Origin of the sequence: Methylobacterium longum, assembly GCF_022179385.1 — a bacterium.
In the GTDB taxonomy this organism is placed as follows: Bacteria; Pseudomonadota; Alphaproteobacteria; order Rhizobiales; family Beijerinckiaceae; genus Methylobacterium; species Methylobacterium longum.
The window spans coordinates 318434-338604 of sequence record NZ_BPQS01000001.1 but is presented as its reverse complement, the minus strand read 5'-3'; the positions used below and the strand labels follow the sequence as shown (position 1 = coordinate 338604).

Genomic DNA, 20171 nt, shown 5'->3' with positions numbered 1-20171 from the left:
TGCCGCAAGCGCTCTGCCGCGCGGCTTCGCCGACGGCGTCTCGCCCGGCCTCCACCCGCATCCCGCGGTGTCCGCATGAGCGAGCCTTTGGGGTGGGTCTCGGGGATCGCGGCGCGTTCGGGGGGCTCCTTCAGGCGGCCGCTTCGCGTCCGCACCTCAGGATGAGGGCCAGGAGCGGATGTTCGGGCTCATCCCGGGGCCTGATCAGCCCTTCTCGTGCCAGACGCAGTTCCGGGCCAGGATCTCCAGATTCACGTCGGATTTCTGCGGCTGCGGCAGGGTCTTGCCGTCCATGGCGAGGTCGATCTTGATCTCGACCTGCCCCTTCGCCTCGGCCGTCCGGCGGGAGAAGTAGCAGTATTGCTGGTAGGGCTGGTCGGCGCTGTCCTTGAAGTTCCAGCCGGTCACGATCTGCCCGTCGAGATAGGGCACCTGCTTGAACACCGTGAAGGTGGTGTTCACCACCGCCTTGGAGGCCGGTGCGGCATCGCTGCCGAGTTGCGCCCTGGTGGGCGTCGGCGTCGCGGGGGCCTTGGGCAGACCCTCGAGCTTCAACACGTTGTCGGTCAGCGTGACCTCGCCCTTGGTCTTCAGGGTCACGTCCGACAGCGCCGCCTGCATGGCGGCGGCGATCTTCTCCGCGGCGGTGTCGAACTGGTTGAGCGTCGCCCAGCCATAGGCCGCCGCGCCCACGCCGATGCCGGCGAGGCACGCGAAGGCGCCGAAGCCCAGCGCCCGGAACAGGAAGGCGCGGGCGGCGACGTAGCTCGAATCCGCCCGCAGGCGCGAATTCACCTGCTGGGCGAGGGCGATGTTCTCAGGAGTTCCGCCCGCGACGTAGTTCATGCGCCCGCTCCCGCGGCAGGTAGGGTCTGGCTCGGCAGGGTCTGGTTGGGCAGCGCCTGTTGGCCCTGGGCCGGACGGTTCATCGGGATCACCGCGCCCGACGCATTGGCGGCCCGCGGCAGGATTGGCTCGGGATTCGAGCGCAGGGCGTCGGCGATCGCATCCAGCATGTAGGGGGCGGCCTCCGGATTCACGGCGGCGCCGAGATCGTCCTCGTCCATGAAGGTCCGGCGGGTCGAGACCGCGCACAGCGCCAGGATCGTCGACGCGAAGGCGGCGCAGACCGCCGGCAGGAACACGAAGATCCGCAGGAAGGCATGGACCTGGCTCTCGGTCACGTCGATCGGGTCGACGCCGTAGACCATGGCGGTGAAGGAGTGGAGCTGGGAGCGGTTGACCGCGTTGCGGTAGCCCTGCTCGGCATCGGCCACGCGCCGGTCGGCGGCGCCGGGATCGAGGGCCGCGCGGGCCTTGCGGGCCTCCTCAAGGTCCTTGATCATCGCGGCACGGTCCGACGAGGCCTTGGTGACACCGCCCGACAGGGCGGCGACGCGGGGATCGGCCACGCATTTCAGGTTCTGGTACTTGCGGCCCTTGCTGTTGGTGCCGAAGACCCGCTCGCAGCGCTGTGCCGGGAGGCCGGCGAGCTGCTGGGCGTTGTCGGCGGCGCGCTTCTCGATCTGGTCGAGCTCGGCCGTGTACTGGGCCACCCGCTCGTCCGCCGCCTTGATGCGGTCGCCGATCGTGGCGCGGTCGGCCTGCGCGTCCTTCAGGGCGGTCTTGGTCCGCGCGGCCTCCATCAGGCGGGGATGGAACATCATCTCGCCGAGCTGCGACACCGATTTGGTGGTCACGCCGGCCGCGAAGATGATGCCCAGCACCGCGAGCGCGCGCACGAAGTACGAGCGCTGGGTGCGGGCCAGGATGCCGAGCGGCACCCGGCACAGCTCCACCGCCGCGTAGACCAGCGGCGCCAGCAGCATGAAGTAGAAGGCGTGCCAGTCGCCGTCGCTGTAGACGCCCGCGAACAGCCACGCGCCCCAGAGCGAGGCGCCGATCACCATGAACTCGACGAGGTATGCGATCCCCACGTAGCCCCACTTGATGCGGTAGCCCTTGTCGACGTGGCGCTGGTGTTGCCAGCGGTCCGATTCGAGCTTCCACTCGCGCTGCTCGCGCTTGCGGTCACGGTTCGGAGGCGCTGCGGGGCCGGAGAATATCGATTTGATGGAGATCATCGGCCTCGTCGCATCCATCGGGTCCAGTCTCGGGCACAGCCCGGCCGAGCTTAACCCCCGGTTAACTCAGGCGTGTATGCGCGCATTGTGCCGATTTTGAGCCGCGTTGCACGCGTCCACCGCACGCATCCTCTGGATGTCCGGCCGCATCCTGCGCGCCGGTGACCGAAATGTCTCACCCGGTTGATGTATCCGGCTTGTGTCGCAACGCACCTGCCCGGGCTCGATCCCGGGCGGAAACCGGTTGCCCGCAGCGCCGCGCCGACCCATCATCGCGCAGCCGTGATCGGCATCCCCGCCGCCGCGAAAGACGAGGTTCGATCCGCCGCCGATGCCAGAGGTCCACGCCGGCTCCTACAAGGAAGCGATCCTGTTTCTCGTCACGGCGGGCATCGTGGTGCCGCTGTTCCACCGCCTCCGGATCTCGCCGGTGCTCGGCTTCATCGGCGCCGGTGCCCTGCTCGGACCCTTCGGCCTCGGTCGGCTGGCCGATACCTACCCCTCCGTCCACCTGTTCACCATCGGCAACCGCACCGAGATCTCGCACCTCGCCGAGTTCGGCGTGATCTTCCTGATGTTCATGATCGGGATCGAGCTGTCCTGGGAGCGCCTGCGGGTCCTGCGCCGGCTCGTCTTCGGCCTCGGCTCCCTGCAGGTGGGCTGCTCCGCGCTGATCCTCGGAGCGATCCTGTACGGGCTCAACGTGCCGCTCACCGGCGCCGCCATCGTCGGCATCGGGCTCGCCCTGTCGTCGACCGCCGTGGTGCTGCCGGTGCTGGCCGAGCAGCGGCGGCTCAACGCGCCCACCGGGCGGACGAGCTTCGCGGTCCTGCTGTTCCAGGATCTGGCGGTGGCCCCGGCGCTGTTCGCCATCGCGGTGCTCGGCCGCGACGACGGCGGCGACAAGGGCTGGGCCCTGGCCCTGGCGCTCGGCCAGGCCGCCGTCGCGCTGGTGCTGATCGTGGTCGCGGGCCGCCTCGCCCTGCGCCCGCTGTTCCAGCTCGTGGCGCGCACGCGCTCCACCGAGCTGTTCATGGCCGCCTGCCTGCTGGTCATTGTCGGCACGGCGCTGACCGCGGCGGCGAGCGGCCTGTCGATGACGCTCGGCGCCTTCGTGGCCGGCCTGCTCCTGGCCGAGACCGAGTATCGCCGGGCGATCGAGGCGACGATCGACCCGTTCAAGGGCCTGCTGCTCGGCGTGTTCTTCGTCTCGGTGGGCATGAACCTCGACCCGGCGCAGCTCATGGCGACGCCGGGCGCCATCCTGGGCCTGTCCCTGGCACTGGTCCTGATCAAGGCCGCCGTGGTGATGATGGCGGCCCCGGTCCTCAAGATCCCCCGGCCGGTGGCGCTCGAGACGGCGCTGCTGCTCGGCCCGGGCGGCGAGTTCGCCTACGTCCTGATCGGAGGCGCCATGGCCACCGGGCTGGTGCCGGAGGAGGTTGGGGCGGCCGCGCTCGTGGTGACCACCGTCACGATGATCATGATCCCGGCCCTGGCCGCGGTCGGGCGGCGGCTCAAGCAGCGCGCGACCGCCGGCGCCCAGGCCGCCACCAAGGCGGAGCCGATGCCCGAGCGGGTGGAGAACCGGGTGATCGTGGCGGGCTTCGGCCGCGTCGGCCGGCAGGTCGGCGAGATGCTGGAGCGGCACAAGATCCCGTATCTCGCCCTCGACTCCGACGCCGCCCGGGTCGCCGAGCAGCGGCGCTCCGGGGCGCCGGTCTACTTCGGCGACAGCGGCAACACCGAAATCCTGCGCCGCTGCGACATCGCCACGGCCCGGGCCCTGGTGGTCACCCTCGACAACCCGCGCGCCGTCGAGGCGGCGGTGGCGGCGGCCCGCGCCGAGCGGCCGGACCTGACCATCGTGGCCCGGGCCCGCGACGCCCGCCATGCCTCCGCGCTCTATGAACTCGGCGTCGACGACGCGGTGCCGGAAACGATCGAGGCCTCGCTGCAGCTCTCGGAGGCCGTGCTGGTCGATGTCGGCGTGCCGATGGGGCTCGTCATCGCGTCGATCCACGAGCGGCGGGAGGAGTACCGGACCCTGCTGAAGAAGCGCGAGAACGAGGCGAAGCCGATCTTCCGGGCCCGCCGTACCGTGGGCAAGGCCCTCGGCAAGCCGGCCGCCAAGCGGGAGCCCGAGCGTCAGGAGGCCGCCGGCCAGGAGGCCTGAGCCGCCTCCCGTTCCGTCACGCCGGGACGGGGTACGCCTCGGCGAGCTTGGGCCGCCGCGCGACGCGGCTGCGCGGGGCCCGCTCGAAGCCATCGGCGAAGCTGCACCGGTAGACCAGTTCGTCCGCCGGCCCCAGGCCCGTCACGAGCGGCACCGTCACGGTGTCCCCGGTGAAGCGCCAGCCGCGGGCGCCCTTGTCCCAGTAAAGCCAGACCGTCCCGGGATAGCCCCGCAGGGTGAAGACGGCCGCCTTGCGCGACAGGGCCTGCACGGCGCGCGGCGCGTACATGCCCTTGTCGCGGTAGGCCCCGCGGGTCGCCTCCGGCTGACGGTCCATGAAGGTGTTGCGCACCAACTGAATCGTCGCCCCCGGCTTCCCGAGAAACCGCTTGAAATCCGTCAGATTCCGCAGGATGACCGCCATCGCAGGTCTCCTCGCTTGCCCTGTCCGGCCCGCGTCGCCGCGTCCGCACACACTCGATGCTTCGAGTTGAGCGATTCCCATGACCGAATGAGTGACTGTGCGAGGCTTGGCCCGGCACATATCAACAGATTCGATGACTTATGCCCAGGTTACGAGTCCCGTGCACATGCGGAGTCTCGCTCCGGGCACCGGATCGGCCGCTTTCTCGGGCCTGAATCCTGTCGACCACCGGCGAAGATTCGGGAACGGGGCCGGATAGTCCTGCCCGGCGCGATCCGCGGGCGGGCGATTCGCCCAGACTTGACCCGGGCGCTCCGCTGGCGCGTTCTCCCGGGATGCTGCTGCAGTTCTTCACGGCCCTCCGGGACGCCAAGGTTCCCGTCTCCCTGAAGGAGTACCTGACCCTCCTCGGCGGCCTCGACCGGGGGCTGGCCGGGCACGACGTCGAGGCGTTCTATTTCCTGGCGCGCACCGCGCTCGTGAAGGACGAGGCGCATCTCGACCGGTTCGACCGGGTGTTCGGCACGGTGTTCAAGGGGCTGGAAACCCTCGGCCCTGCGGTGGAGCCCGCCGCGATCCCCGAGGAGTGGCTGCGCAAGCTCGCGGAGAAATACCTGACCGAGGCCGAGCGGGCGGAGCTGAAGGCGCTGGGCTGGGACAAGCTGTTCGAGACCCTGAAGCAGCGGCTCGCCGAGCAGAAGGGGCGCCATCAGGGCGGCTCGAAATGGATCGGCACCGGCGGGACCTCGCCCTTCGGCGCCTACGGCTACAATCCCGAGGGCATCCGCATCGGCCAGGACGGGAACCGCAACTTCCGGGCGGTGAAGGTCTGGGACAAGCGGGAGTTCAAGGACCTCGACGACGACCGGGAGATCGGCGCCCGCACCATGCGTCTCGCGCTCCGGCGCCTGCGCCGCTTCGCCCGGACGGGGGCGGCCGAGGAGCTCGATCTCGACGGCACGATCCGCGAGAGCGCCCGCCAGGGCTACATCGACGTGCGGCTGCGGCCGGAGCGGCGCAACGCCGTCAAGGTACTGCTCTTCCTCGATGTGGGCGGCTCGATGGACTGGCACATCGCGCAGGCCGAGGCGCTGTTCTCGGCGGCGCGCTCCGAGTTCAAGCACCTCGCGCACTACTACTTCCACAACTGCCCCTACGAGGCGGTCTGGACCGAGAACCGGCGGCGCCACGAGGCGAAGACGCCGCTGCTCGACGTGATCCGCACCTACGGCAGCGACTACCGCGTCGTCTTCGTGGGCGACGCCTCGATGAGCCCCTACGAGATCGCCACGCCGGGCGGCTCCGTGGAGCACTGGAACGAGGAGGCGGGTGCCGTCTGGATGCAGCGGCTCCTCGACCATTTCCCGAAGGTCGCGTGGCTGAACCCGGTGCCCGAGACGCACTGGGGCTACACCCAGTCGATCGGCATGATGCAGCGGCTGGTCGCCGGCCGGATGTTCCCGCTCACCCTGGACGGGCTCGACGCGGCGGCGCGGGCGCTCGTGCGGTGAGCCGTGACAGGCCCCGGCTCGGGGGGCTCATCCGACCCGCACCCTCGCCCCGAGGTTCCCGCTGCGCTCCGGCCCCTCGGGACGCGGGAGGATGGATGATCCGGCGAACCGTCCGTCGCCGGCCCGCGATCGGACGCCCTGTCAGCCCTGCTGGGAGGGCGTCGTCACCACCAGCCCGTCGAGCGCCGGCGTGATCTTGATCTGGCAGGACAGGCGGGAGTTCTCGCGCACGTCGCTGGCGAAATCGAGCATGTCCTGCTCCATGTCGGCGGCCTTGCCCACCACCTCGATCCACGCGTCGGCGACGTAGACGTGGCAGGTCGCGCAGGCGCAGGCGCCGCCGCACTCCGCGTCGATGCCCGGCACGTTGTTGCGCAGAGCCGTCTCCATCACGGTCGCGCCGACGCTGCCTTCGACGGTCCTCTCCGTCCCGGCGTGGTCGACGTAGGTGATCTTGGGCATGCTGGGGGCTCCGGGCTCGCGTCGAGCGCAATCTCTCCGACGGGCGGCGTGCGCCTGATTGGCGGCAGAGATCGCGGAATGCAAGCGCGGCGGTTGTCGCCCCTCCCGGTTCGATCGCCGCATCGCGGGCGGTGCCCGGATGGCTCGTCAGGGCTGCGCGGTCCCGATCTCCGCGAGCGCCGCCGCGACCGCGGCGGCGAGGTCGTCGAGCGGGACCGGCCCGTCATCCGCGCGCAGGCGCGCCTCGGCGGCGTCCGCCAGGGCGCGAACCCGCTCCGCGCCGACGCCCGCGGCCGAGCCCTTCAAGGTGTGGGCGAGGTCGGCGCGCCGCTCCGGCGCGGCGGCGGCATCGGCGAGCCTGGGCAGGATCGACCGGCACTGGCCGGCGAACAGATCCAGCACTTCGCGGGCGAGTTCGGCGTCGCCCCCCGTCTGGACGTCGAGCGCCGCGCGGTCGATGGCCTGCATGCCCCGGCTCGTGCCCTGGCTCATGCCCCGGCTCCTGTCCTGGCTCATGTCCTGGCTCCCGGGATGCGTGTTCTTCGTGGATGGCGGGGCTGATCCACACAATTCACCCCCCGATTCGCGGGGCGGGGATCGCGCCGGACCCGTCCCGTGCGGCAGGATGGCGGAGGCGGTGAGCGGCAGGCGCGGTAACCATTCGGTTAACGTTTTCTGGGGCCGGCCGGGGGCTCGGGTATCGGCAATCGCTGCCCGCGTCTAATCTTGGATGGTAAACGGGGCGTTGCGTCTCCGGCATCAGCCTCCCCAGGTGCCGGTGAACCCGTGTAACGAGGCGTTGAATGGCGACCGAGAAGAAGCTGAAGGACCCGGCCGAGGCCGCGCTCTCTGCGATCGAGCAGGCGCTGAACCTCGACGCCCTGACGCCGAACGGCACCGACAGCCGCGCCGAGCCGCGCCTGCCCGACGTCGGCGATGCCGATCCGCTGCTCGACGGGGGCCTCGACCCGGCCGGCCGCACCATGCCGCCGCGCCTCGACCTCGACGCGCCCCTCGTCTCGGACCTGCCGCCCCCCGGCCTGGATCGTCCCCGCCGCGAGGGCGGCCTCCTGCCGCCCGACCGTTCGCTCGTGGCCAACGACGACCGACGCAACATCGGCATCCTGCAGCAGACCCTGCGGGTGCGCTCCTCGCCCAAGCCCTACCTGTTCGCCCTCGCCGCCGGTGCGGCCTGGATCGGGGCCCTCGTGCTGGTCGCCTGGACCAAGTCCGACGGCGACCTGCGTGGCGTCGTGGCGGGGCTCAGCGCCCTGCAGGCGAGCATCGGCGCCGCCGCCTTGCTCGGGCCGGTGGTGCTGTTCGTGATCGCCGCCATGCTGGCCGTGCGCGCCCAGGAGATGCGCCTCGTCGCCCGCGCGGTCGGCGAGGTCGCGGTGCGGCTGGCCGAACCCGAGAGCTTCTCCACCGATGCCGTCCTGACCATGTCGCAGACCGTGCGCCGCGAGGTGGCGGCGGTGGGCGACGGCGTCGAGCGGGCGCTCGCCCGCGCGGGTGAACTGGAGACCCTGGTGCGCGGCGAGATCGCCACCCTGGAGCGCGCCTATTCCGACAACGAGATCCGCATCCGGTCCCTCGTGGACGAGCTGGTGGCGCAGCGGGAGGCCATCGTCACCAACGCCGACCGGGTTCGGACCGCGATCACCGGCTCGCACCAGAGCCTGAGCCAGGAGCTGGAGGGCGCCTCCGACCGGATCGTTTCCGCGGTGACCGGCGCGGGCGAGCGCGTCACCGGCGCGCTGGAGATCCGCGGCGCCGCGATCACCGCCTCCTTGGGCGAGGCCGGCGACCGGGTGGTCGGCCTGATGACCGCCCGCGGCAGCGATCTCATCGACAACCTGACGGCGACGAGCCAGGACGTGCGGGGGACCCTCCAGGAGGTCGGCGAGACGCTGACCCGCACCTTCGGGACCCGGGCCGGCGAGGTGACGGGCGCCTTCGAGGCCGCCGGCACCGCCCTCACCGACCGCCTCGCCGAGAACACCGGCGCGCTGGCCCGGAGTCTCGCGGAGACCGGCACGCGCGTGGGCGAGGCCCTGGAGCAGCAGGCCGGCGCGGTGCGCGAGAGCTTCGAGCGCTCGGTGGGCGGCCTGGAGACCGTCTTCCTGTCGCGCGGCTCTGACCTGACCGAGCGCTTCGGCGCCATGGGCGCCGAGATCACCGCCCGCTTCGCCGAGACCGGCACGGCGCTGACCCAGGACATCGCCGGCCGCGGCACCGCGCTCCGCGCCGAGATCGAGAGCGCGGGCCTGTCGGTGGCCGAGATGATCGAGGGCCGCGGGCGCGACGCCCAGGCCGCCCTGGCGCTCGCCGCGAGCGGCGCCGGCGACACCCTGACGACCCGCGCGGGCGCGGTGCGCGACGACCTGATCGGCACGGCCGAGCGGATCGCCGAGGCGCTGTCGGATCGCGGCGGCGCCCTCGCCGAGCGCATGGACGGCATCGCGGCACGGCTCGACGAGACCGTCACGGTGCGGGCCGCGGATCTGGAGCGCCGCGTCGCCGCGGCGGCCGAGCGCGCCGGCAGCGGGATCACGCATCACACCGGCACGGCCGCGGCGAGCCTGGAGGCCGCCTTCACGGTGCTGGGCCAGGGCTTCGAGGCCGGGGCTGCCGCCGCGGTCGGCAGCCTGCGGGGGGCCGTCGAGAACCTGTCGGGCGAGATCGACGGCCGCACCGCCGGCGCGGTCGCCGCGCTCCGGCGCGGGACCGAGGAAGTCGCCACCGCCCTGCGCGGTTCGGCCGAGGATGCCACCGGCGCGGTCGAGGCCCGGACCCTCGAGGCCGTGCAGGTCTTCGAGCGTCGGGTCTCGGAGTCCGCCGCCGCCCTGGCGGCGCGGACCGGTGAGGCGGCCGAGGCGCTGCGCGCCGCCGCCGATCAGGCGGGCGAGGCCGCCGAGGGCCGGACGCGCGACGCGACCGCCCGCCTCACCGCCGCCCTGGAGACCCTGCGCAACGCCTCCGCCGAGGTGACCGGCGCCGTCGAGGCGGAGACCGCCAGCCTGACGACGCGGTTCCGCGACGCCGCCGACCGGGCCGGTACGGAGCTGGGCGCGCGCGGCACGGAGGCGGTCGCCGCCGTCCGCGCCGCCCTCGACGACCTCAACCGGGAACTCGCCGCGCGGACCGGCGACGCCACCGGCAGCCTCGCCGAGGCCGCCCGCGCGATCTCGGCCGACCTCGCCGCGAGGATCGGCGAGATGGAGACGGCCTTCGGCGCCCATGGCCGCAGCGTCGCCGAACTCCTGGCGAGCCACGCCGACGAGACCCAGGCCCGCATCAGCGGCACAGGCCGCGACATCGTGCTGGCGGTGGCGAGCCAGGGGGCCCGCATCGCCGACACCCTCAGCCAGACCGGAGCGAGCTTCGCCGAGACCGCGGACGGACGGGTCCGGGCGATCGACGAGACCCTGGGCAGCCGCCTCACCGCCCTGCAGGAGACCATCGCCCGCGGCGACATCCTCGCGGACCGCATCGGCCGCGACACCGCGGCCTTCGGCGAAACCGTGGGCACCCGGCTGGAGGAGATGGACCGCCTCATCACCGGCAAGGGTCAGGCCGTCGCCGAGACGATCTCGGCCCAGGCCCGCGAGGCCGGCAGCATGATCGAGACCCACCTCGGCGGCCTGGAGGAGCGCTCCGTCCGGCGGACCGCCGAGATCGGCGCGGCCGTGGCCGGCCTCGTCGCCGAGATCGACGCCCATCTCGGCACCCGCGCCTCAGCGGTGGATGACGTGCTGCGCGCCCGGACCGACGAGATGGCGCGCATCATGGCCGAGGGCCACCGCGGCCTGATCGAGATGCTGGAGGGCCGCACCACCGGCCTCGGAGAGGATATCGCCCGGCACACGGGCGAGATCGCCCACCGGATCGCCGAGAGCGCGGGCCAGTTCGACGTCGGCGTGATCGGCCGCCTCCAGGCGATCGCCGAGGCGCTGGACGAGCGCGCCCGCTTGGTCGACGAGAGCTTCGGCGTGCAGGCCTTCGAGGCGATCCGCCTCATCGAGGCGCGCACCCGCGCGGTCGACGAGGAACTGGCCGGCCGGACGCGCGACCTCGTCGCGATGATCTCCGACCGGACCGGCGGCCTCGACGGCGCCATGGCCGAGCGCGTCCGCGCGCTCACCACGTCCATCGAGGACTCGACCCGCGGCCTGGAGACGGCGCTGTCGACCCGCGGCGAGGCGATCGTCCGGCTGGTGGACGAGCGCGCCCAGAGCGCCGACGCGGCGCTGGAAGCCCGCACCGAGGCCGTGCGCGCCGCTTTCGCGGAGCGTGCCGACCATCTCGCCCGCCTCATCGACGAGCGCATCGCGTCCCTGTCGGGCGAGCTCGACGAGAAGGGCCGCTCCGTGTTCGGGGCGATCGGCGGCCGCATCACCGAGCTGGGCCGCCTGTTCGACAGCGGCGGCACGTCGCTCGCGCAACTGATCGACCAGCGCGGCGAGAGCGTGCTCGCCAAGCTGCAGCAGACCATCGCGGATGCCGAGCGGATGCTGGAGGCCGGCGAGGGCCGCCTGGGTCACACCCTGTCGAGCCGGACCGCCGACATCAGCGGCCTGCTCGACGACGGCGTGCGCTCGGTCCACAGCCTGCTGGACGACCGGACCAACCAGATCCGCGTGATGCTGGACGACCACGCCGGCACCCTGGCCGCCACGATGGACGGCCGCATGGGCCCGATCAACGAGGCGCTGGATGGCCGCGGCCAGGCGCTGGTCGCCGCCCTGGACGGCGCGTTCGGCACCGCGACCGGCGCGCTGGAGGACCGGACCCGGCAACTCGGCAGCCTGTTCGACGAGCGGCTGGGCAGCCTGGAGACCCTGGTCGAGGGCCGGGGCAACCGTCTCGCCGAGACGCTCGCCGCCCGCGGGCAGGCCCTGCGCACCCTGTTCGAGGAGGCCCAGGCCGCCCTCGACGCGGTGGTCGAGGGCGGCGGCGGCCGCTTCGCCGCCGCCATCGACACCCGGATCCAGGCCCTGCGCGGGGTGCTGGAGGAGGCGCCCGCCGCCGTCTCGGCGCTGGTGGAGACCCGCGAGCGCCAGCTCGCCGCGACCCTCGACGCGCGCACGCAGCGCCTGCAGACCCTGTTCGAGGAGGCCCAGGCGGGCCTGCGCGACCTCGTGGATGGCCGCGGCCAGGAAGTCGCCGACGCCATCGCGGCCCAGACCGAGGGGCTGCGCACCACCCTCGATGCCGCGCCGGCCCAGATGTCGGAGCTGCTGGGGGCACGCGTGGCCGACCTCCAGACCCTGTTCGAGCGCGCACAGGGCGAGATCGACCGCCTCGTGGAGGGCCGCGGCCGCCAGATCGCCGGGACGATCGAGCACCACACGCAGGCCCTTCAGACCACCATCGAGCAGGCGAACCCCGCCATCGCGGGCCTGCTGGAGACGCGGGAAGCCCGGCTGACCGAGGCCATGCAGGAGCGGACCGTCGCGCTGCAGGCCGTGTTCGAGCGGGCTCAGGAGGAGATCGACCGCCTCGTGGAGGGCCGCGGCCGCCAGATCGCCGGAACGATCGAGCACCGGACCCAGGCGCTGCAGGCGACCATCGAGCAGGTCAATCCGGCCATCGCGGGCCTGCTGGAGACGCGCGAGACCCAACTCGCCGAGACGCTCAGGGAGCGGACGGCCGAATTGCAGGTGCTGTTCGAGCGGGTGCAGGGTCGCCTCGGGGCGATCGTCGAGGGGACCGGCCGCGACGTGTCCGAGCGGGTCGACGCGCGGATCGAGGCCCTGCGCGGCACCTTCGAAGAGGCGCGCGCGTCGATCGAGGGGCTGCTCGAAGACCGCAGCCAGGCCCTGATGGCGGCTGCCGAAGGCCGCACCGGAGCCCTGGTCGAGGCCTTCGACGCCCGGCTGCGCGACCTCGACGGCGTCGTGGAGGGTCGCACGACGGCGCTCGCGCAGGCCGTGGAGGCGCAGAGCGAGGCCCTGGCCCGCGGCGTCGATGCCCGGGCCGACGCCTTCACCCAGCGCATCGACAGCCGGATGCGGCTGTTCGCGACGCTGGTCGCTCAGCGCGCGGATACGCTGGCCACGGCCTTCGACGACCGCCACGAGGCCTTCGCGGGCCTCATGGACGAGCGCACCGCGAGCCTCGTGGCCGCCCTGGACGAGCGCGCGCGGGCCCATGCCGAGCAGGTCGACGCCCACAACGCGGCGCTCGCCGAGACGCTCAGCCGCCGCGAGGCGGCGCTCGCCGGCCTGATCGACGCGCGCACAGAGGCGCTCGGGACCGGGTTCGAGCGGCGCGCCACCGCGCTGGGCGCCCTGGTGGATGCCCGCGGCGAGGCCCTGTCCCGCCGCCTCGCGGAGAGCGCCGAGACCCTGGTGCGCGCCATCGAGGAGAAGGGCGGCGCCCTGCTCGCCAGCATCGAGGGCAGCGGCCGCGCGGCCGGCGACAGCGTGGAGGGTCATGTGGTCCGCCTGCGCGAGGCCATCGACGGTCCGATGCTCGACCTGTCCCGCGCCCTGGCAGACCGGGCCGACGCGATCGAGCGGACGCTTGCCGAGACGGGTGTTCCGCTGGCCGAGACCCTGCGGGAGCGGACCGAGGAGCTGGCGGTGCAGTCGCGGGCCTCGGCCGAGCTGCTGCGCGCCGCCGTCGAGGACGGCGCCGGCCGCACCCTCTCGGAGCTGTTCGAGACCAACGACCGCATGGGCCGGGAACTCGGCGCCCTCCTCCAGAGGATCGAGACCGCCAACACGGCCCTCAGCGACCTCGTGGCCGGCGCCGACACGAATCTCGGCGCGGTCGAGCGGGGCCTCGCCGGCCGGATCGAGCAGATCCAGGAGGCGCTGGAACGCATCGCCTCCGAGACCGGCCGGGCCAGCGCCGGCGTGTCGGCGCAGGTCGAATCCCTGCGCGGCGCCGCCGACGGGGCCCTCCAAGAGGCGTCCCGCCTCGCCGAGACCCTCGATACGCGGGGTCGCTCCCTCGGGGAGCAGACGGCCGCGCACGTCGCCGCCCTCGACCGGGCGGCCGCCTCGCTCGCCGCCATCGAGGAGCGTCTGGGGTCGACCCTGACGGGCCGCGAAACGGCCCTGACGGGCGCGCTCGCCGCCTTCGAGGCGCGGGCGACCGCCCTGGAGCAGAACGGCAAGGCCCTGGAGCGCACGATCGAGCAGACCCTGCGCGCCGCCGAGGACCGTGCCCGGAGCGTCGGCGAGTCCCTGGCCCAGTCGGCCCAGGGCGCCGGCGCCTCGGTGACGAGCGCCTTCGCCGACCTGAAGGACAGCGCCAGCGCCGAGGGCGAGAAGGCCGCCCAGGGCGTGCGGCAGGCCATCGAGGAGGCGGCCCGCGAGATGCGCAGCGGCTTCCAGGAGGCCCAGGCCAGCTTCGGCGACTCCTTCTCGGCACTGCGCGAGATGGCGGGCTCGATCCGCGGTGAACTCGACGCCACCCGCGCCGAACTTGCCAAGGGCGTCCTCGACCTGCCGCGCGAGACCCAGGATGCCACGGGCGAGATGCGCCGGGTGGTGGCCGACCAGATCAAGGCGCTCAACGAGCTCTCGTCCCTGGTCTCCCGCTCCGGCCGCGCCGTGGACGTCGCCCAGCCGCAGGCGCAGACCCAGCGGCGGGTCGCCGAGGGCGGCAGCCGCTCCGCACCGGCCCCGGCCGCTCCGGTCCCCGCCGCCTCCCTGGCGCCGGCGGCTCCGGCGGCTTCCGCTCCGGCGCTTCCGACCGCCGCGGCGGCACCGCGGCCCGCCGCGGCCGCTCCGGCCCGGATCGAGGCGCCACGCCCGGCCGCTCCGGCCCGGCCCGCACAGGCCGGCGACAAGCGCGGCTGGCTGTCGGATCTCCTGACCCGCGCCTCCCTGGACGACGACGAGGAGGTTCCGGCGGCCGACGCGCCGGCCGCCGCGCCGGCGGCGCCCGCACAGCCGGCCCGCCGGCCCGCGGTGGCGGCCGCCGAGACCGGACGGATCGCCCTCGACACGATCTCGACCGACATCGCCAAGATGATCGAGCATCGCACCGCGGTCGACCTGTGGGAGCGGTACCGCCGCGGCGAGCCCAACCTGTTCGACCCGCGGATCTACACGCCGCAGGGCCGCGCGACCTTCGCGGAGATCCAGCGCCGCTACCGGACCGACACGGAGTTCCGCCGCAGCGTCGACCGCTACGTCAGCGAGTTCGAGCGCCTGCTCGGCGACGTGGTCAAGAACGACAGCGACGCCAAGCGGACCGACGCCTATCTCACCTCGGAGACCGGCAAGGTCTACACCATGCTGGCCCATGCCAGCGGACGCTTCGACGGGGCGTAAGACGCGTCCCGCCGGGGTCGAGGCCGGCTCCGGCGGGCTGCGGTGCGGGCGCGCTCAGGGAGCAGTTCTCCGGCCCTCGCCCTGGTGCGGGATTGCCCGCGTCGGCGGGTCTCGAAGGAGGGTTCGGGGGGATCCCGCGACGTCCGGCGGCTCCGGGTGAGGGCGCGCGTCGGACCCTCCGGTCACAGCAGGCCGAGGCCGACCAGCTCGCGCCGCAGGGCCTCGGGCATCTCGGCGAGATCGCCCGAGGCCCCGGCGCCGAGGTCGGTCGGCGCGTCGCCCGCCGTGAGGTAGCGCCAGCCCTGGAAGGGACGGTACGGACGGGGCGCCACCGGGACGAGGCGCGGGTCGAAGACCAGCCGGCAGCGCGGAATGCCGTCCTCCCCGGTCAGCGGCTCGATGGCCGTGATCGCCTGCCGACAGGACAGGGTTCCCCGGATCACCCAGTAGATCGAGCCCTGCCCGGCGATCTCCCGGTGGCGCTTGGGCAGGGTCCGGGTGACGTGGAACGGCGCCGCCGGCCGGCCGTCCCGGAGCGCATCGGCGAGGAACCGCGCCTGCCGCGCTTCAAGGTCGGCGATGGAGGCGGGGCCGACGCAGAGCTTGATCAGGTGCAGGGCCACGGACGCGGATTCTCGCGACTGACGACACGGGACAGCATGGGACGCCACGGGAAACCATGGGATGCCATGCGGCGCCCTGATAGCAGGGTCCGCGTCCCGATGCGCCTCTCAGGCGAAGAGTGCCAGCCGCTCCTCCGGCGGGAGCGCGTCAAGCGCAGCGAAGCTCAAGACAGGCTCCTCCCCCGGAACCTCCAGTTCGGGCACCGCCGCGACGATGTCGGCCCAGTCGGGCTCCGGGGCGTCCCCGGCGGCGGTCTCCGCATCCGGTTCGGAAGTCGCGATGGATGCGGCCGCCGCGATCCAGGCGACGTCGGACGACGGCAGCGGCGCGTCCGTCCCGCCCGTGACCGGCAGGAACGCGAGATCTTCGTGGAGCGGCGGGCTTCCGGGCCGGGCCACGAGGGCTGCCGCCGTCACGGCCGGGACATCCATGCTGATGTACCGATCGATGTCGCTCTGGCAGAGGTCGGACGGCTCCGCCTCCGGGCCGGCTGTCCGGGGGCCGGACGGCGACGGGATCCGCTCGGCCTCGGCGCCCCAGATGGCGATCATCGCCGAGAGCCGGTCCTCCAGGTAGCGGAGCGTGTAGACGATCCGGGCCGTGCGCTGCGCGGTGAGGTCCTGGAACGAGCACGCCGTGTAGATCGCGGTGGCGTGCCGGTCGAGGGCGTCGCAGGCCGGCGCGTCGCCGCCCCGCTCGCGCAGGGTCCAGGCCGCCTCCTGGATGGCCTCGGCCGAGCCGAGGATGTCGGAGGTTGCCTGCTCGGTCTCGCGCACGATTGCGTCGAGGGCGAGCGACGCCTGGGTCAGGCGGGTCTGCTGGGTATCGGTGGCGCTGATCGCCGCGATCTCGGCCTTGGTGCGGCTGATGGCGTCGGCCATGTCGACGAGGTTGCCGCGCAGGTGCCCGAACGCCTCGTGGCCGCGATCCTCGGTGACGGTCCGCTCCAGCCGGGCGATCGCGCCGAGCAGCGTCTCGGTGTCGGCGCCGCGGTTGCGGCGGACATGCTCGGCCAGGAACCAGCGACCGCGCTCCGTGGCGGCGAGCGCCGCCGCGATGGCGTCGTACTCGGCCGACGCAGCGGGGCTCGGGGTGACAGGTCCGGTCATGAGCTTCCCTGGACGCGGAAGGCGGGCGGCGGGCGGCGGGCGACGGCCGGCGCAGGATCCGGCCCGGAAGCGCGCAATTTGACAGGATGCCTTTAACGGGCGCTTACGGGCGGGCCCCGATCCGGGCCCGATCCGGGCCCCCTCCGAACTGCCGCCCCGAGCCCCGCCTTGCTTCGCCCGTCCGGCCCGGCGCGCCTGTCGCTGCTCTACGCCGTCGTCTTCACCGAGATCGGCATCGCGATGCCGTTCATGCCTCTCTGGCTCGACACGTTGGGGATCGACGCCGGGCTGATCGGCGTGCTGCTCGCCCTGCCGATCGCGACCCGGATCGCCGCCACGGCGCCGCTGATGAGCCTGCTCGACCGCGGCCTCGGCCCGCGCCGGCTCATCCTGCTGGGCAGCCTCGCGCTGAGCCTGACCTACGCGCTGATGCCCGGCGCCGCCGGGGTCGGATGGCCCCTGCTCGCCGTGCTGATCGTGCTCAACGCGGCCGCCGGCGCGCCGCTCGTGCCCTGCATCGACTACCTGACGCTCGCGGCCGTGCGCCGGGATTCCCGCCTCGCCTATTCCCGGATCCGGATGGCGGGCTCGGTCGCGTTCCTGATGGCCAACCTCGTCGGCGGCGTCCTGCTGTCGGCGCTGGGGGGCCACCTCGCGGTGCCGGTGCTGCTCACCGGCCTCGCCCTGGTCGCGGCGCTCGTGGCGTGGCGCAGCCGGTCCGTGGCGGCCGTGCCGCAGGCGGCGGACGGCGCGGGACGCCCGCGCCTTCCGCTCAAGCTGTGGCTCTGCATCGGCGCGGCCGCCGCCATCCAGGCGAGCCACGGCGCCCTCTACGGATTCGGCAGCATCTTCTGGACGGAGCACGGCATCACGGCGGCCTGGGTCGGCGCGCTCTGGGCGACCGGCGTGCTCGCCGAGATCGTGCTGTTCGCGTCCGTGCCCGCCCTGCCCCCCGCGTGGCGCAGCCCGGTGCGACTGCTCGGCCTCGGCGCATCCGCGGCGATCCTGCGGGCGGTCGGCATGTTCCTCCTCGGCGACCGCCTCGCCGCCCTGGTGCCGTTGCAGGCCCTCCACGGCCTGACGTTCGGTGCGACCCAGCTCGGGGCCATGGCGGCGGTCTCGGCCTACGCTCCCGACGGGGCGCGGGGCCGGGCGCAGGGCACGCTCAGCGCCGTCAACGCCAGCGTCGCGGTGGTCGCCACCCTGGTGAGCGGCTTCGCCTACCGGTCCGGCGGCCCCCTCGCCTTCCTGCTGATGGCGCCGCTGGCCGCCGCCGGGCTCGGGCTCGCCCTCGCCTCGCGCCGGGCGGGCGTGACGCCGGACACGGTTCATCAACCGTAATGTCGACATAACCGCCCGGCAGAGTGGTGCCTCGATCGAGGAGTGAGGTCTTTTGCTGAGCGAGAACATCGTTCTCGGCGCATCTGTGCGGGAGCGGCCGGACGACGGCCGGCTGATGCTTGACGGACGCTGGACCGCCGACCAGGCGCCGGCCGTCGAGGCCGCGGCCGCCCGCATCGCGGCGGCCGGCCGGAGCGGTCCGGTGGCGGTCGACCTGTCGGGAATCGAGCGCCTCGACACGCTCGGCGCCTGGGTGCTGGAGCGGACCCGCACCGAGATCGGGCAGGCGGGCGGCGCCCTCACCTATCTCGCGGCGCGGCCGGAGCACCGGACGTTGCTGGGCGAAGTGCGCCTGCGCGAGCCCGAGGCGGCGCCGGCCCGGCGTCACGGTCCGATCGTCGGCCTGCTGGATGCCACCGGGCGCCAGACCGTGCGCGGCGGGCACGAATTCGTCACCGCCCTGGCGTTCCTCGGGGAGCTGATCGCCGCCTGCGGCCGCGTCGCCCTGCGGCCCGGCACCTTCCGGGGCACCGCGCTGATCAACCAGGTCCAGCAGGTGGCCCTCAACGGCACGCCGATCATCGTGCTGATCTCGTTCCTGGTGGGCGGCATCGTCGCCCAGCAGGGTATCTTCCAGCTCCAGCGCTTCGGCGCCCAGACCTTCGTGGTCAACCTGATCGGGCTGCTGATCCTGCGCGAGATGGGCGTCCTGCTGACCTCCATCATGGTGGCTGGACGCTCCGGCTCGGCGATCACCGCCGAGATCGGATCCATGCGCATGCGCGAGGAGGTCGACGCGCTGCGCGTCATGGGCCTCGACCCGGTCGAGATCCTGATCGTGCCCCGCGTGCTCGCCCTGATGTTCGGCCTGCCGATGCTGACGCTGATCGGCGATCTCTCGGCCCTGGCCGGTGGCGGCCTCACCGCGATGCTCTACGGCGGGCTGACCCTCGACCAGTTCCTGGCCCGGCTCCAAGCGGCGGTCGGCGTCCACCACGTGATGGTCGGCCTGATCAAGGCGCCGTTCATGGCGCTGACCATCGGGGTGATCGCCACGATCGAGGGCTTCGCCGTGGAGGGCTCGGCGGAGTCCCTCGGCCGCCACGTCACCGCCTCGGTGGTGAAGTCCATCTTCATGGTCATCGTCCTCGACGGCCTGTTCGCGGTCTTCTTCGCCGCCATCGATTTTTGAGACCCATCCCGTCGATGCCACCCATTCCGTCATCGCGAGCGCCGCGAAGCGACCCAGGGCAGCGGGTGACCTCCGGGCGCGGCGCGCGCCTGGGTCGCGCCGCGGCGCGCACACGGATCGGGGGGGGACGGTGAGCGAACACGAGGAGCCGATCATCCGCGTGCGCGACCTCGTGGTCGGCTTCCGCGACCGCAACATCCTCAAGGGCCTGAGCCTCGACATTCGCGCCGGCGAGATCCTGGGCTTCGTCGGGCCCTCGGGTCAGGGCAAGTCGGTGCTCACCCGGACGATCCTGGGGTTGAATCCGAAGCGTGCGGGCAGGATCGAGGTGTTCGGCCGCGACGTCGACGCGCTGACCTACGCCGAGCGGCGCCGGATGGAGCAGCGCTGGGGCGTGCTGTTCCAGCAGGGCGCCCTGTTCTCGGCGCTCACCGTCAAGCAGAACATCCAGGTGCCGATGCGCGAGCACCTGAACCTGTCCGAGCGCCTGCTCGACGAGTTCGCCCGCCTGAAGATCGAGATGGTCGGCCTCAAGCCCGACGCCGCCGACAAGCTGCCCTCGGAATTGTCGGGCGGCATGATCAAGCGCGCGGCGCTCGCCCGCTCCCTGGCCCTCGATCCCGAGATCCTGTTCCTCGACGAGCCGACCTCGGGCCTCGACCCGATCGGCGCGGGCGAGTTCGACGACCTCGTCTCGACCCTCAAGGAGACGCTGGGCCTGACCGTCTTCATGGTCACCCACGACCTCGACAGCCTCTACACCGCCTGCGACCGCATCGCGGCGCTCGGCGACGGCCAGATCATCGCGGCCGGCACGATCGACGAGATGCTGGCGAGCGACCATCCCTGGCTGCGCTCCTACTTCCACGGCAAGCGCGCCCGGACCATCGCCACGGGCGGCGCCGCAGCCCATGCGTGAGCGCCGTCCCACCCAGATCCTGCCCCGCCCCCCTCGGG

Annotated in this window: 13 protein-coding genes; 6 read left to right on the top strand and 7 right to left on the bottom strand. The window is 73.1% G+C overall.

The genetic code is table 11. The annotated features are described in order from the left end of the window. Positions 1–204: 204 nt before the first annotated feature. Both MFF58_RS01510 and MFF58_RS01505 read right to left on the bottom strand, forming a co-directional pair. Positions 205–846 (bottom strand): hypothetical protein, encoded by a 642-nt coding sequence (locus tag MFF58_RS01510; protein ID WP_238284783.1) that lies wholly within the window; start codon positions 844–846, stop codon positions 205–207. Further along, a complete protein-coding gene (locus tag MFF58_RS01505) occupies positions 843–2102 on the bottom strand; it encodes an ATPase (protein WP_238284782.1) in 1260 nt (419 codons plus the stop codon). The genes MFF58_RS01510 and MFF58_RS01505 overlap by 4 nt, the downstream gene beginning before the upstream one ends. 313 nt (positions 2103–2415) lie before the next feature. Here MFF58_RS01505 and MFF58_RS01500 point away from each other — a divergent pair, with 313 nt between their 5' ends. Further along, positions 2416–4260 carry a cation:proton antiporter domain-containing protein gene (locus MFF58_RS01500; RefSeq protein WP_238284781.1) on the top strand — a complete coding sequence of 615 codons (1845 nt, stop codon included), beginning with the start codon at positions 2416–2418 and terminating at the stop codon, positions 4258–4260. A 16-nt stretch (positions 4261–4276) separates the two neighbouring features. On the opposite strand, the gene MFF58_RS01495 is transcribed toward MFF58_RS01500, so the two are convergent. After that, on the bottom strand, positions 4277–4684 hold the full coding sequence (locus MFF58_RS01495; RefSeq protein WP_238284780.1) for a hypothetical protein: 408 nt from the start codon (positions 4682–4684) through the stop codon (positions 4277–4279). Positions 4685–5019: 335 nt separating this feature from the next. Here MFF58_RS01495 and MFF58_RS01490 point away from each other — a divergent pair, with 335 nt between their 5' ends. Next, positions 5020–6195 (top strand): vWA domain-containing protein, encoded by a 1176-nt coding sequence (locus MFF58_RS01490; protein ID WP_238284779.1) that lies wholly within the window; start codon positions 5020–5022, stop codon positions 6193–6195. Positions 6196–6336: 141 nt separating this feature from the next. On the opposite strand, the gene MFF58_RS01485 is transcribed toward MFF58_RS01490, so the two are convergent. Then, positions 6337–6657: a 2Fe-2S iron-sulfur cluster-binding protein gene (locus MFF58_RS01485; RefSeq protein WP_010685602.1), complete on the bottom strand. Its 321-nt coding sequence runs from the start codon at positions 6655–6657 to the stop codon at positions 6337–6339. A gap of 147 nt (positions 6658–6804) precedes the next feature. Continuing rightward, positions 6805–7125, bottom strand: a complete 321-nt coding sequence (locus MFF58_RS01480) for an Hpt domain-containing protein (protein ID WP_238284877.1) — start codon at positions 7123–7125, stop codon at positions 6805–6807. A 335-nt stretch (positions 7126–7460) separates the two neighbouring features. Between MFF58_RS01480 and MFF58_RS01475 the strand changes: the two genes are divergently transcribed. Continuing rightward, entirely contained in the window at positions 7461–14948 is a 7488-nt protein-coding gene (locus MFF58_RS01475; protein ID WP_279603397.1) for an apolipoprotein A-IV repeat region-like domain-containing protein, read from the top strand. Positions 14949–15130: 182 nt separating this feature from the next. Here MFF58_RS01475 and MFF58_RS01470 read toward each other — a convergent pair whose 3' ends face one another. Then, a complete protein-coding gene (locus MFF58_RS01470) occupies positions 15131–15571 on the bottom strand; it encodes a DUF1489 family protein (RefSeq protein ID WP_238284778.1) in 441 nt (146 codons plus the stop codon). 108 nt (positions 15572–15679) lie between these two features. After that, positions 15680–16681, bottom strand: a complete 1002-nt coding sequence (locus MFF58_RS01465; protein WP_238284777.1) for a hypothetical protein — start codon at positions 16679–16681, stop codon at positions 15680–15682. A gap of 168 nt (positions 16682–16849) precedes the next feature. Here MFF58_RS01465 and MFF58_RS01460 point away from each other — a divergent pair, with 168 nt between their 5' ends. The 3 genes from MFF58_RS01460 to MFF58_RS01450 all read left to right on the top strand — a co-directional run bounded on the left by MFF58_RS01460 (position 16850) and on the right by MFF58_RS01450 (position 20133). Continuing rightward, entirely contained in the window at positions 16850–18022 is a 1173-nt protein-coding gene (locus MFF58_RS01460) for an MFS transporter (RefSeq protein WP_238284776.1), read from the top strand. Between the two features lie 115 nt (positions 18023–18137). Then, complete coding sequence (locus MFF58_RS01455; protein ID WP_238284875.1) at positions 18138–19214, top strand: ABC transporter permease; 1077 nt, start codon at positions 18138–18140, stop codon at positions 19212–19214. 130 nt (positions 19215–19344) lie between these two features. After that, the gene (locus MFF58_RS01450; protein ID WP_238284775.1) at positions 19345–20133 is read left to right on the top strand and encodes an ABC transporter ATP-binding protein; all 789 of its coding nucleotides are present in this window, start codon (positions 19345–19347) and stop codon (positions 20131–20133) included. The last annotated feature ends 38 nt before the right edge of the window (positions 20134–20171 follow it).